This window comes from Mesorhizobium amorphae (assembly GCF_014843845.1).
Lineage (GTDB): Bacteria > Pseudomonadota > Alphaproteobacteria > Rhizobiales > Rhizobiaceae > Mesorhizobium > Mesorhizobium amorphae_A.
This window is the reverse complement of record NZ_JHQS01000006.1, coordinates 253,308-267,306: the sequence shown is the minus strand read 5'-3', so window position 1 is coordinate 267,306 and position 13,999 is coordinate 253,308. Positions and strand designations below refer to the sequence as shown.

The window sequence follows — 13,999 nt, the reverse complement described above, 5'->3', positions numbered from 1 at the left end:
GCTATACCCTGAACACCTTCTGCACCTCGTCACCGAAGTGGTTTATGACCTTCACGCAAATCTGCCCGCGTGCGGGGCGCGGGAAGGGATGGGATACCGTCCGGTGCAGGGATGCCCAAGCCTCCTCGTCAATCTCAGCTTTCAGCGAACGCTTCAGCGCCTTGTACGGGTCACCCGTCGCACCACCAAGGAAGTAGGCCTGGCGAACAAAGAAGCTCTCTTCGTCGTAGTCGTCGTCGATAAACCAGCAAGCGATATCCTCGGCGGGATCGTCGGAGGATTTCACCTCGCCCGTGGTCGGGTCGAAGATGTCCACGCCTTTGATTTCCACCTGCATCTTGCCGTCGCCCGCGTCCCGCACATCGATGTCGGGTTCGCCGAAGACGACGAACAAATTGCCTGCGCCCGTGTTCTTCAGCTTGTCGCCCATACGAATGTCTTGGTTCATCCGGGCTTTCATCACCTTCAGCCGACCAAAATTCAGCATCGAATCGTCCACCTCAGGCCCGAACTGGAACCCGCAGATGACAAGGATGTCGAAGACATCGCGGGCTTCAAGGGCAGCACGCCGGACGAAATCGTAACCGACCGCGTCGTACTCGGGTCCGATGGCGATGGCGGCACGGCGGGTGGCACCACGTTCCTCGTAACGGCCATCGAAGGCAACATAGCCTTTGCCCGGCCAAGGCTCGACCGAGTCGAACTCCAGCCGCTCACCCTTTTTCGTGTTCTGCACGCCTGCGGTCTTGAGGTGCTCCATCACCACTTGCGCGAAATCGGTCTGCTCCTTTGGCACCAAGCGGCGTGGCAATTCCTCATCCTCATCGCGCAACATATCGAGGGTGCGCGGATCGTCGTCGGACGGGATCACACGGTAAGGCGACAGGCTTTCGACCGTGAACGGCCCAGCTACGCGGGTGATTTTGGAGTCTTCATAAGGCTTGTCGAAAAGGAACTCGGCATTGCGGTTTCCTTCGCGCTCGATGGAGGAATCAATCTCCCGCTGACGGTCGATGCGAGCTTCCCAGAAATTGATCAATGCCTCCTCGGCCGACTTGGGCCAAGGGAAAATCGGGGCTTCGGGCAGGGTCTGGTGCGTCCATGCCTGCGCGAAGACCTTATTCAGGGCCGAGAGGGCGTCTTCTGCTTTGCGACGCGTGGCGGGTGTCGCGGAAGGATCGAAGCTGCGGGCAATCGAGTACAGCTTTTGTTGATCGGCTGGCCAAGGGGTGCCAGGGTAGGGGGGGGCCTCCCATTCCATGAAGCCGTTTGCTGGGGCAACTTCGCCCGACGGCAATTTTACCTCGCCACTGGCCGTGAAATCGATGGTTTTGCCGCCTCGCCCGCCGAACTTAACCGGGAAAGGCTCTGGTTGGCCTTTAAGGCTCTCGTTCAGCGCGGCAAGAGCCGTTTCAACGGCGGGGTTGAATTGATCCCAGATTTCGTCAACCTCAACATTGTTGGCGATGTCCTTAAGTTGGATGTGAGGAACGCGTCTGTAAACAAATCCGAGATTAACGTCTGGTTCATGCCGGTTGCGACGCACGTTGGACAGACGGTCGGGTTGTGGGACCGTCCCAGTGACTTCGGCCTCCTTCAGCAACCCAGCTTCGCTGTCTTTCAAGTAATAGAACGGATAGCGTGCACCCATTAGCCTTGTGCGAGCAAGCGTGAGGGCCACCCGGGATGTATCGATAGTAATCCATCGACGGCCCCACTGCTCCGCAACATAGGCAGAGGTGCCCGATCCACATGTAGGATCGAGTACGATGTCGCCCGGATCAGTAGTCATCAGGATGCATCGTTCAAGTATTTTTGTGTTACTTTGAACTATGTATAATTTGTCTGCGGTAAACGATCCAGTTCCAACATCGGTCCAGACATTGTTTATCGGTGCAGCGTCAAAATCTTTTAGTTTTCTGAGATACTGAAAGCTACCCTTTTCGGTAAGGTATAATCTTGATCCGGCCTTCAGGCGGCCCATACCCTTCTCGTTCGTTTTCCAACCTCCCTTGCCGGGGCCAGCCAACACGCCGAAACAATTTACTTTAAACGTTGCGCTTTCTGGGGAGCTTTGGCTTGTGAGATTGTCCGGGCGAAAGAAGTCTTCTGACCCCGAAAGTTTACGCCTCCCAGAAATCTCATCTTCTGACGCTGTTCTGCCTAAGTCGGAAACGTCAAATATCCGCTTGTAAAGTGAGGCAGATGCCATCTCGCTTTTTTCAAAATATAGCTGATGATATTTTATATAAGGTTTTGATTTAGCGTACCAGACAACTGTATCATATACCCCCGCGAGCGTTAGAGTTCCTCCGCTGGGGCTTCCTGCGCCACTTGTTGTCTTTAGGACGATCTGGCTAACGAAGTTAGCTTCCCCAAACACCTCATCCATCAACGCTCGCACGCGGTGGACATTCTCATCCCCGATCTGCACGAAGACCGACCCGCTTTCGGTCAGCAAATCCCGTGCTACGGTGAGCCGGTCACGCAGGTAACTTAGGTACGTATTGACGCCATCCTTCCAAGTATCGCGGAAGGCGCGGATTACCTCCGGCTCGCGGCTCACATGAGACGCACTCCCATCCTTTACCTTGGTGTCGAAAACTTTCGCCTGCCAGTTGGAGTTGAACTTGATCCCATAGGGCGGGTCCATGTAGATGCACTGCACCTTGCCGCGTAGGTTCTCGCGCTCCGCAAGGCTGGCCATGACCATCAAGGCATCACCAAGGATCATACGGTTCTGCCAGTTTTGTTCGTGCTGGTAGAATTCCGTTCGCGCTTTCAGGTCGGAGGGACGGCCATTGAAGTCGGCAAAAAGGTCCGGGATATCCGCCTCTGCCCGCGCCTCAGTCTCGCGTTTCAACCGCTCGATGATGACGCGCGGATGGATTTTCTCCTGAATGTAAACAGGTGGCGCATCGACGTAGAGATCGCGCCCGTCTTCCGCGTCCTTGCCGCGCCACACAAGCTGGGGGTCCAGATCGGGATTGCGCGGGTAACGCAGTTTGATCGGCCGCGCCTCATCCTCCTCGACAAAGCCTTGCTGTTCCGCCGTTGGGATCATCGTCCGCTTCGCGGTGTCGTGCTTGTAGTTTTCAAAGTCCTGCGTCTTACCCGGTTTCTTCGCCATCTTACGCGGCCTTCTTGATTGCTGTGGTCGTCAGGAACGACCGAATGCCGCCCGCGAATGTGTAAGGATTGTCAAGTTCCACGAAGGCCCAGCGCCCGAAGCGTCCAAGCGCATTCACACCCGGCACCCAGCGGTGAAGCATGGTGTCAGCCTTGGCGGCATCTTGCTCGCTGCGCCGCCCTTTGACCTCGACCACGAGGTTCAACGGGTCATAGGCCCCGTACCCATCGTCCAGCCGCAAGATATAGTCGGGCCGGTAGCGGTGGGTTTGGCCGCGATATTCGTAAGGCACCTCGAAGCCAAGGTTGTGGTTTTTGACGTAAGCCGTACAGACATCGGCCAACTCGCGCTCGATGACGGCAGCGAAGGCTTTCTCCCAATCCTGATCAGCAACCACATAGTCCACATGGCACATCTGCGCATTGGTGGAGAACAAATCGGATTTGGACGTGGCGAAGTCCACGAACCGGGTGGACCCTTCCTCGTTGTAGGGGTTGGGTATGGCCCGAACGAACTCCCGCGCCGAGGACGGAGAGCAGGCAAGTGCAATCTTCTCAGCCGCCTTCTGCGCCATCGGACGCCAAAGGAAGATCCGTTTCAGCGCTTCCCGGTTCTGGCCGTAGCAGGTCAGGCATTCCTCAAACCAGCGCTCGGTGATTTTCAGCAATTCGCCAAAACGATACAACGGAATTTCACCATCCGGTGATTGCGGTTGCTCCTGACCGGGGGTGAGCAGCTTGGGCTTGGAGTCCTCGCGGATGTAGCGACGCAGGGTGTAGCCAGCGACAGCGAAATAAACCGACTTCATCCGCTGTGATTGATAGTTCTCCAACGTCAGTTCGATGCCCTCGCCGATAATGGGTTCAACATCGGTGGAGGTGGGAATTTGATCAGGTGTGACGGTCAACTTGGAATCATCGGTGAAGTTCGCAGTCAGGGGACCGGGCGGGTACGCCACGCGATAGCCCGCCACGTTGGGGAACCTGATTTCACAGGCAACACGTTCTGGCACGGCACGAACACGGGTCATGCGCGGCGGGGGAACTATCTTGGCTGGGGCAGGATTCTGGGTGAAGTCGAACGGGATGCCAAGAACGTCAGCATATTCCGGTTGCAACTTGCCATCCGGGCCGGGGACATAACTGACACGGCGCAGGCCGCGCCCGACGACCTGCTCGCATAGCAGTTGCGTGCCAAACGCGCGCACGCCGAGGATGTGGCTGACGGTGTTGGCGTCCCAACCCTCGGTCAGCATGGACACCGAAACAACGCAGCGGATATCGCCACCGAGCTTCCCGGGCTGGCCAACCGTGTTCATCACTTCGCGCAGAATTTGCGCATCCGTCAGTTTTTCAGCCGCCGCCGCTCCATCACGTCGTGCAACCTGATTTCTAAACTCCTCAACCTCTTTGGCCGCTGCCATACGAAAGTCGTCGGGCAGCGAATCGCCAGCCTCAAGAGCTTCGCTGTCGACAAGCACCGTGTGGGGGCGGTCTTGCCATTTTCCGTTTTCCGTAACGTTGGAAAAGAGCTTCAACTTTCCGTCGATCAGCCGCGTCTTGCCGCTGACAGCCTCCGAGCGCTCGTAGCCGGAAATGAAATCATAGATCAACTTAGAGGTAGCTGTGTTGTTGGCCACGACGATGAACACTGGTGGACGTCCAACGCCTGCCTTGTCCCACTCAGCAAAGGTGCCCTCGTAGTGTCGATATAGCGCTTCCAGTCCGCCGCGCAGAAGCTCCGGCAGTTCTTCAGGGTCCAGTTCACCGACGCTCTTGCGCCGCCCCTTCTTAGGCAGTGCGTTTTTTGGAAGGTTAGCATAAAGGGCGCGATATTTCGGCATGTCGCCCGATACCGCATCGTCCAGCACCGGCAGGCGAGGTGTCTTCACGATGCCGCATTCGATGGCGTCCATCAGCGTGAAGTCGGACACTACCCAAGGGAAGAGAGTGCCTTCCGGGTAGCCAGAACCGCGCAAGAAAAATGGTGTTGCCGATAGGTCGTAAACTGCCTGGACGCTGAGCTTGCGCGAGAGTGCTTCGACACCAGATATCCAGACCCGCGCCGCCTCGTTGTTCTTCTTGGCCTCGTCCTGCTCATCGGTATCAAGCGTGCGTTCCTCACTATCGCCGGGCTTCTCGCGGTAGCAGTGGTGCGCCTCGTCGTTGAGCACGATGATGCGTTTCAAGCCCATGAGCTTGGAAGCGACACGCTGAATCATCTGACCTTCGGTCTCAAGAAACCTCTTCGGCTCCTCTCCTCGATCGGTCAGGATTTTGCGCGCTTCGGGTTTTACGGCAACCGTCTCGCGCAACTGAAAGGCGTGATAGTTGGAAACAACGACGCGCGCTTTTCGGAGATCACCCATCATCTCGGGGGGCACAAGGCGTCGCTTAGGGTCGTCAAAGTAGTTTCCACTCTCCTCCGGCTGAAGCACGCGGAGGCGGTCGCGGATGGTGATGCCGGGCGCGATGATAAGGAACCCGTTGGTGAAGCGGCTGCTCGTAGGACGACGCGCGGCGTTGATCGCCTGCCAAGCTATCAGCAAGGCCATCACTGTCGTTTTACCCGAGCCGGTGGCCATCTTTGCCGCAGTGCGGAACAGTCCAGGGTTTGCGGTGTCGTTAGCGGCAACCAGTTCATCCCGGTAAGACTTCGGCGCAACCTCGGTCAGCCAGATAATAGTCTCAACAGCCTCAAGCTGGCAGAAGAAGAATGGGAACTCGCGCACCGTGGTATCGCGCCACCACAGCAAGAGCCGCTCGGTCTCAGGAGTGACATCCCACCTCGACGCGGGCAGAGCACGCCACTTGTCAACCTCCGGCCGAACCAGCTTGACCAACGTGTTCTGGGTGGCGATCTGATCGGCACCCAGTTCAAGCTCGGTTTGACCGCCCGAACGACGCGGCGCGGCAACCGGAACCACATAGCCGGGGTTACGTCGTCCCGGCTTTGTCATCCCGGTTGGCTGGCCCTTAGAATCCAGAACCCAATGTTCGGTCGGCTCGGAATATGGAGTATTGAGTATTGGATTCTGAAGGAATGACGTCATGCTGAGTTTTGCCCCGCCTCTGAACAACCTATAGGCGATCCCTACAGTTACGCAATTGGCTGAGGGTGCTGTGAGGCTGTCTGGTACTCGCCAATTCCCAGAGCCGACTTGGCATCCCCGAGTTCAGCGTCCAGCAACGTGGCTGCGGTGGTGGTCACATCGACGGAAGCCCCCGACAATGACGGGAAGAAGCGCTCCAGTTCACCCTTGGTCACCTTGGGTGCCCCTGAGGTCAGGTCGCGCGGCGGCTGGGTATCAGCGGTATAGGGCAAGCCCGTCGCCGGGTCGTGAGTTCCCTTACGCATACCGTGCTGGACCTCGGCCAGGGCCATGAGGCTGGACCGCTCAGAGGCGGCTTGCATCTCGGCATAGCCAGGACGGTCCGCACCGTAGGTACGGGTCTGGACGTCGACCGTGCAGAGGGCCTCGCGGATGGTCTGGAGGGCATCCCGTTCCTGCTTAAGCTGTCGCTCAAGTTCCCTGCGCTGGGACAGCAGTGAGGCGTTCTCCTCGGTCAGTCGAGAGACTTCGGCGGTCAGCTTGCCGACCTCAGTGGAGTTGTCGAGGGCGTCGAGTTGGGCGAGGAGTTCCTCGCGGGTCATCATTGGTTTCTTGGCCATTGTGGCGGTTCCTTTCAAAGGTGGTGGAGAAGGGCGAGCAAAGTCGCGGATATGGTGGTGATGGCGTATGCCGTGGTCATGAGGTTGAGCATTGTCGTTGAACCTCAGTCGGCATCGGGCAGGGACTGCCACCAAAGGTCATAGGCGTTCGCCAGTCTTGAGGGATCAAGTCGACCGGTCACGACATCCGAGACGATACGGCGGGCCAAGCTGTCGTCGGTCCGTGAGGCAGCGTAGACCAGTGACGACCAGCGATCTTCCCCTACGTATTCAGAGGCGATTGGTGCCGCTTCCATAACGGTTGTCTCGACAAGGATTGACGCTGTCGCTGCGTCCAAGCCGGTGGCCTCGGAGAGGCGGGCCAACGTGTCGTTGAAGTCGCCCGTTTCGACCATGTCCTCGATGCCAGTGACGAAGGCCTCAGGCGTGAACCGGTCGGCAATGGCGTCGAGGGTTTCGGACAGCGACGGAGCGGCGTCGTCATCGTTGACCTCAAGCTGCTGCTGGAGGGCCTCAAGTTCCCCGTCGGACATCTCTTCGATGTCGATGTGTTCAAGCGGGTCGGCACCGGCTGGGATGGCCTCAGGGTTGAGGGGTTCGTGGGAGATAGCCGGAGCGGCCTCAGGGTGCCCTTGAGGTGCCGGGGCATTGAGACCCAGCTGTTCGGCTATGTCGGCATCGACATAGGTGTTGAGACCAGCAACGAACACCTTGCCATCGGGAGCGGGGCCTGCGGCTGAACCGGAGGCGTAGTTCGGGTTACCTTGGGGACCGACCCAGCCGGACCTTTCGTCCATTGGGTTGGGCATACGCATCATTCCATCATCGGAATAAGTCATGGAGATTTTCCTTTAAGATAGGAGACCAGCGGCCTTGTGGGCCATGCGGGCGTAGTCGAGGAGGGTCATTGACTGACCGTCATTGGTGGAGACAGCGGATGACCAGAAGTCCTTGCCGTATATCGTGTGAGCGTGGCGGACGAAGTCGCGGCCAAGGTGCCGGTGAGTTGCCCCTGAGGCATCCTTGATCAGCGTCTTCGCGCCAATCGTTTTGCGGAAGTCGCCGAGGAGCGCACCGGCTCGGGTGTACAGGAAGGCCTTACGGTTCTCCCATAAGCCCCCTGAGGTGGTGTAGTAGACATCCATCCAACCCATGAGTGCCAGGGCATGGGTGACAGCTTCGGTATAGGTCCGCTTGTCGCGGTGCTGCCAGTTTGCGAGGAGGCCCTTGGCCTTGGCGATCTGGGGGAGCTTCGGGTGGATATCGCCGGGGCCAAGACCGAAGGACGGGGGGAGACTTATGCGCCGCTCAAGGGCCTTGCTGTCCCCCGAGACACGTGCAGCAAACTTGCGGTCAGCATGTATGTACAGGTCGATGGCCTTCTTGAAGATGGTGAGTTCGTTGCGGGACGGGAGGCGGGCCAAAGGATCGCCCCGCACACTCGCGGCATCCCGGTGGGGGCCGCAGTAACGAGAGACACCGGAGCGGGTGCGGGTACAGCCGGGGCAGTTGCAAAGTCTGGCTTCGTTGATGATCTGGCGGCATCGAAGCTGTTGAGCGTTGTCGGGTGCTTGAGCACCTACACGCCAGTCGCGCGGATGCCCCCGGGTGACGGGTGATGCCATGAGGTTTCCTTGGGTTAATGGAATGCGTCGTAGCTTTGAGGCCAGACGTAGCGATGTCCATGAACGTGGACATGGGGTTCATGCGCTTCTTGTTGAGCGTGTCTTGGGTCTCAAGCTGGTTGCCTTTGCCCTACATGATGTAGTCGGCTTGAGCGCAGTCCCGTTGGTCCTTGGCTGCGTTGGCGATAGACAGCGCGGATTGTCTCTGGTCGGCAAGCCTAAGGCCAACCGTGCGGCCGTTCATGCCCGCGCCTGAAGCTATCGCGGCTGATTTGGCGCGGTTGTGGAGAACGCGAGTTCAACCAGAGTTCACTGGTAGCTGAACCAAAGGGTAACTTGAGAGATAACTCTACTGGTAAAATCTCAAGGGAGAAGCCTTTAGGCAACTCAAGTTCCTTGAGGTTATCCTGAGGTATCTTAAGTTCCCCCCTATAGTCCCCCCAAAATGGGCGACACCGGAGGGAGGATTTTTGTCTTCACCTGCGGTTACGCGGCGAGCCTTTCGGCTCCAACGTTGGCGAAGCCGTCAAAGGGACGGAATTTGATACGCACCGCTGAGCGGTCCTGAGTGTCCACGACATCGTAGTCTGCCCAATAGGCCAAGGTTAGGTCTCGCTTGTAGACCGGGTTTCCGGCCCTTTCAACGTGGATACGGGTCTCGGGCGGGTAGCCGAGGGTGTCCCTGAGGCTGCGGCATATAGGGCCGAGCGGGTCTTTGTAGGTTCGGCGACCATAAGCGGTGTCGGACGTGTCGATGCGTGTGCCTGAGGCTGGGTGATAGGCGGCATAGGAGCCGTGGACTTCGATGGTGGTGGTGTGAAGGGACATGGAATGGCTTTCTTCCTGGGTGCGGTGATGACCACAACAGGGGTTGGGTAGGTGCGGGTGGTGTAGGACAGCGGGCGGGGGTCGACGGCCTCTGAAACAGGGCCACCGCACACAGGGACGAGGCGGGCACCCAAGGTGTTCGTGAAGAGGCTTGCTTCCGGTGTGCGGTGGTGCCCTTAGACGGGTGCCGTGGGGTTGGGTGGAGCATGACAGCGAAGCGACTGGCCAGCGCCATTGAGATGGGGCACCGCACACAGGTTGCGAGGGTAGTTAGACGGGCTTGCCGTGTCGAAAGGCCTTGAGTTCATCGAGCGGATAGCGGCGGGTGAACCATTCGGGCATCAGGTATTGGGCGTCCTTGGGGCGTCGGGTGCCCTCGGCGACAAGCTCGGCAATGTGGTCGTACTCAAGGTACGTGGTGTCTGATGGGAACCATCCGAGTAGCCGGAAGGACCACAGGGTTTCCAGTACGCCTTTGATACCTTCGACGTTCAGGCGGTGGTTGTCGCGGGCACGCTGAAGGTCTTTGACAGAGCAGCCCTCGGGGACCATGGCCCCGCAGTGGGCAAGCCTTCGGGCGGTTCGAGTGTAGCGGACAGGTAGGGGAGCATGGCGGCTTTGATGCCAGTAGCGCCCTATCGGGAAGGTTGCGGCCAGTGAGGGCTTGGCAGGAGCGGCGCTCATGGCGTCGATGGTCGCGGCGATTTCCGCAGCGGCGGCATGGGTCACGATTGGTCCTATATGTTGCGGTGTATGGCGCGATTGGCGCAAGATGTAGAAGAGGACTTGGCGGCACAAAAACGCCCACCAAGACAAAAACAGGGGTCAGACGTGAGAACAGGCGCGAGGGGGTCGGCGAATGCGTTGCTTCTATGTGCTGTATGAGGGGCTGATAGCCAGCCGGTTATGGGTTTCGTTCCCATGTGCTGTATGGGCGGGTAACTGGCTGCCGCTAATACGCCGTCTCTATACTCATTATGAGGCTGTGATCAGCCAGGCTCTCCGGTGTCGCCGAAAACAAGGGCGTGGCTGTAGCCGCTCCGCATTTCACAATTTCCCACCTGAGGGTCTTGCTGTCGCCCTCAAGGTCATGCGCTGCACCAGATTGGAGATAAGCCCTTGGGCTCCCTTGCGGTCCTCCTTGGCGGGCCGCGAACAAGGCTGCAAAGTTTGTCGGGACGTCCTGACAAAGTGGATCAGCGCCTCTCTCCACCGATCAAGCTCGCAGTCGATCACAACTGCCGCGCCCTTGCGGGCCTCACCAGACCTTTTCAAGCGCCTTCCGCTTGGCCTCCAGCGCATAGCCCGCACCATAGTTGAAGGCGATCTTCTGACCCGAGTGCCCCATGATCTCTTGCGCCAACGCCTCGGGGCATTCGACACGTAGGAGGTCTTTCATGCGGTGCCGCAGCGAGTGAACCACCTTCTTCTTTTCAGAGACGACTGTGCGGAGCCGCTTCATAAGGGCAGCAGATGCCGTCTCGGAGCGGCGTGGACCTGCGTAGCTTGGGAACAGGGGAGCCTCTGGAGCGAGTGCGTCCGCGAGGGCCTTGAGGGCGGTATAGGAAACCGGGGAAAGCGGGACGGTGCGCTCCGAGTTTTCTGTCTTGAGCGTGTGGTCACCATAGGGCCGGATCATCATGGCCTTGTTTGCGAGGTCGAGGTCCATTGCCCGGAGATTACAGACTTCCCCGAGGCGAGCGCCGGTGTCTCGCAAGGTGATCCAGATCGCCCCGAGGGCATCGTCGGTATTCATGGTTGGTGCGAGGGCGTTCATGTCATCCTCGTTCAGTGGGAGGCGAGCGCCGCGACTGTTCGTTGCCCCCTTGATCTCCAGCCCCGAGAAGGGATTGCGCATGTCGAGGTCATGCTCCTTGATCATCGCATTGATGGCGGGGGAAATGATTTCCAGACTGCGCTTGACCGAAGCTGGAGCCATTTGGGCGGCCAAATGGTCGCGCATCTTCCGGGCTTCTTGGCGGGACAATTCCTGTAGTGGGCGCTTTGTAACCGCCGCTTTGCCGAGGACAGTTGTCAGGTGTACGCCGATCCTTTTGACGCGATTGGTCAACGCCAGATCACGGGCATGAACCCCGGTGGACTTGACAGACAGGTAGTGGGTGAGGGTCGAGGCGATGGTGTGGACCTCCTCGGGCAACTTGCGCTTGCCTATGGCTTGGATGGCCTCAAGGGAAACCTTAGGTGCAAGGCGCTTCCGCTCGGCGGCTTCGTATTCGTCGGCAAGCTGGTCTTGGAAAATGCCGGTCAACGCGTCCAGATCAGAATGAGGCTCGACTTTGCCGCCTGCTAACAGCGCGATGTCGGCAGCCGAAAACAGACCCGACTGGCGCATACGGCGTACCACAGCGGCGCGGTCACCAGTGTCCACGGGGCCTTGTGCCTTCGCGGCCTTGATCGCCTGTTCCGCTTCCTTGTGTACCTGGGCGTAAAGGCGCACTGCATCGGTGTGGTCGGAACCAAGCGCCTTCTTGATCTCGCGACGGCCAAGGATATCCCAAAGGGCAGGAGGGACGGGGCGGCGGTAGTAGTGGTGACCGTTTGGGGCAGCTTTGAAGTAGGGCAGGGACACGGTTAGAAACTCCTCGGTTGAGGGCTACTCGTACCGTTTCTCGTACCGTCATGTCAACCCGAGCCCTTGGAAAGCCCGGAATTCTGCGATTCTCTGCCTTGTATTTGGTGCGGATGAAGGGACTCGAACCCCCACGCCTTTCGGCACTGGAACCTAAATCCAGGGCGTCTACCAATTCCGCCACATCCGCGTCGCCCGGCAATCCCATGTAGCCATCATTCTGTCAATGTCAGAGCCAAAATGCCGGTCAAACACGGAAACGCGAAGAGAGTTGAAAATTAGCCTCGCCTGTGACAAAAGGCGTGTCGAATGTGACGGGATGCGACGATCCGCTTCTGCAGAATGTGATAAGAAGTAGGAAAAACAAAGACTTATTCACATTTTGGAGCGCAGTTTGGGAGGATTTGACTACGGTCAAATCGCCAGGTTCCGTACCAAAAGCCATTTCCGGCAGGATTATACCGGCAGGCTGTGAACGGCAGAGGCCGTGGCAGTCTCATTGGTGAAAACAAAGGTTTTACGATGCAGGTCACCGAAACGCTCAACTCCGGTCTCAAGCGCGAGATCAAGATCACCGTGCCGGCCGGTGACATGGAAGCCAAGCTGATGGCTCGGCTGTCGGACGCCCGCAACAAGGTTCGCATCAACGGCTTCCGTCCCGGCAAGGTGCCGGTGCAGCACCTGCGCAAGGTCTACGGCAAGTCGTTCATGGCCGAGGTGGTCAACGAGATCCTCAATGATTCGACCCGTTCGATCATCACCGGGCGCGGCGAAAAGGCCGCCATGCAGCCCGAAGTGATCATGACCGAGGACGAGAAAGAGGCCGAGAAGATCCTGGCCGGCGGTGCCGACTTCGAGTTCCGCCTCAACTACGAGATCATCCCGGCGATCGAGATCAAGGATTTCTCCGACATCAAGGTGACGCGCCAGGTGTTCGACGTTCCGGACACCGAGATCGACGAGCAGGTCAAGCGCATCGCCGAATCGGCACGCAGCTACGAGCCGAAAGCCGGCAAGGCCGCCGAGGGCGACCGCGTCAGCATTGACTATGTCGGCAAGATCGGCGGCGAGGCCTTCGCTGGCGGCGCCGGCAACGACCAGCCGCTGGTGCTCGGCTCCAAGGAATTCATCCCGGGCTTCGAGGACCAGCTGATCGGCGCCAAGGCCGGCGACGAGAAGCAGGTCACCGTGACCTTCCCCGAGAATTACCAGGCGGCGCATCTGGCCGGCAAGGAAGCCACCTTCGACGTCACCGTCAAGGAAGTGGCCCAGCCCGGCGCGCTGGAGATCAATGACGAGACGGCCAAGAACCTCGGCCTGGAATCGCTGGAGCGCCTGCGCGAAGTGGTGCGCGGCCAGATCGAGAACCAGTTCGGTTCGATGACGCGCCAGAAGGTCAAGCGCCAGTTGCTCGATCAGCTTGATGCTTCCTATTCGTTCGAGGCGCCCTCGAAGCTGGTCGAGGCCGAGTTCAACAACATCTGGAGCCAGGTCAACCGCGATCTCGAAGCCGCCGGCCGCACCTTCGCCGACGAAGAGACGACGGAAGAAGAGGCGCGCGCCGAGTATATGCGGCTTGCCGAGCGCCGGGTGCGCCTCGGCCTGGTTCTGGCCGAGATCGGCGAGAAGGCCGGTGTCACCGTTTCGGACGAGGAATTGCAGCGCGGCCTGTTCGAGCAGGTGCGCCGCTATCCGGCGAACCAGCAGCAGGAAGCCTTCGAATTCTACCGCAGCAACCCGGAAGCGCTGAACACGCTGCGCGCGCCGATGTTCGAGGAGAAGGTCGTCGACCACCTGCTCGGCCAGATTTCGGTTACCGATGTCAAGGTCAGCAAGGAAGAGCTGATGGCCGACGACGAGGAGGCCGAGACGGCCAAGGCCAAGCCGGCGAAGAAGGCCGCTGCAAAGAAGGCTGAGAAGCCTGAGACGGCCGACGACGCGGAAGAACCCAAGAAGAAGGCAGCGCCGAAGAAAAAGGCGGCCAAGGACGCCGAGTAATTCGGCACGTCAGTCAAATCGTGAAAGGCCGCCTTCGGGCGGCCTTTTTCGTGCCGCGCCCTGTGGCCATGGTGCAACAGGGGCGTCCTTGAATGATGCCAGGCGGCTGGCGATGCGAAACCTTGATTACTATCTGCGCTTCTGTTGCAAACCCGC

The 13,999-nt window shown here is 59.1% G+C and carries 9 protein-coding genes and 1 tRNA gene; 1 reads left to right on the top strand and 9 read right to left on the bottom strand.

From position 1 onward, the window contains the following. Nucleotide 1: 1 nt before the first annotated feature. The 9 genes from DH08_RS02455 to DH08_RS02415 all read right to left on the bottom strand — a co-directional run bounded on the left by DH08_RS02455 (nucleotide 2) and on the right by DH08_RS02415 (nucleotide 12,035). Nucleotides 2–3,130 (bottom strand): site-specific DNA-methyltransferase, encoded by a 3,129-nt coding sequence (locus DH08_RS02455; RefSeq protein WP_192177721.1) that lies wholly within the window; start codon nucleotides 3,128–3,130, stop codon nucleotides 2–4. A gap of 1 nt (nucleotide 3,131) precedes the next feature. After that, on the bottom strand, nucleotides 3,132–6,182 hold the full coding sequence (locus DH08_RS02450; protein WP_192177720.1) for a BPTD_3080 family restriction endonuclease: 3,051 nt from the start codon (nucleotides 6,180–6,182) through the stop codon (nucleotides 3,132–3,134). Nucleotides 6,183–6,229: 47 nt separating this feature from the next. Then, the gene (locus DH08_RS02445) at nucleotides 6,230–6,802 is read right to left on the bottom strand and encodes a cell division protein ZapB (protein ID WP_192177719.1); all 573 of its coding nucleotides are present in this window, start codon (nucleotides 6,800–6,802) and stop codon (nucleotides 6,230–6,232) included. 104 nt (nucleotides 6,803–6,906) lie between these two features. Next, nucleotides 6,907–7,641, bottom strand: a complete 735-nt coding sequence (locus DH08_RS02440; RefSeq protein ID WP_192177718.1) for a hypothetical protein — start codon at nucleotides 7,639–7,641, stop codon at nucleotides 6,907–6,909. A 12-nt stretch (nucleotides 7,642–7,653) separates the two neighbouring features. Further along, entirely contained in the window at nucleotides 7,654–8,427 is a 774-nt protein-coding gene (locus tag DH08_RS02435; protein WP_192177717.1) for a hypothetical protein, read from the bottom strand. 486 nt (nucleotides 8,428–8,913) lie between these two features. Next, complete coding sequence (locus tag DH08_RS02430; protein ID WP_192177716.1) at nucleotides 8,914–9,255, bottom strand: hypothetical protein; 342 nt, start codon at nucleotides 9,253–9,255, stop codon at nucleotides 8,914–8,916. Between the two features lie 270 nt (nucleotides 9,256–9,525). Beyond that, a complete protein-coding gene (locus DH08_RS02425; protein WP_192177715.1) occupies nucleotides 9,526–9,984 on the bottom strand; it encodes a hypothetical protein in 459 nt (152 codons plus the stop codon). Between the two features lie 529 nt (nucleotides 9,985–10,513). Beyond that, a complete protein-coding gene (locus DH08_RS02420; RefSeq protein WP_192177714.1) occupies nucleotides 10,514–11,845 on the bottom strand; it encodes a tyrosine-type recombinase/integrase in 1,332 nt (443 codons plus the stop codon). A 105-nt stretch (nucleotides 11,846–11,950) separates the two neighbouring features. Continuing rightward, nucleotides 11,951–12,035 (bottom strand) — tRNA-Leu (locus tag DH08_RS02415). Between the two features lie 332 nt (nucleotides 12,036–12,367). On the opposite strand from DH08_RS02415, the gene tig reads away from it, so the two are divergent. Continuing rightward, nucleotides 12,368–13,843 carry a trigger factor gene (tig, locus tag DH08_RS02410; RefSeq protein ID WP_192177713.1) on the top strand — a complete coding sequence of 492 codons (1,476 nt, stop codon included), beginning with the start codon at nucleotides 12,368–12,370 and terminating at the stop codon, nucleotides 13,841–13,843. The last annotated feature ends 156 nt before the right edge of the window (nucleotides 13,844–13,999 follow it).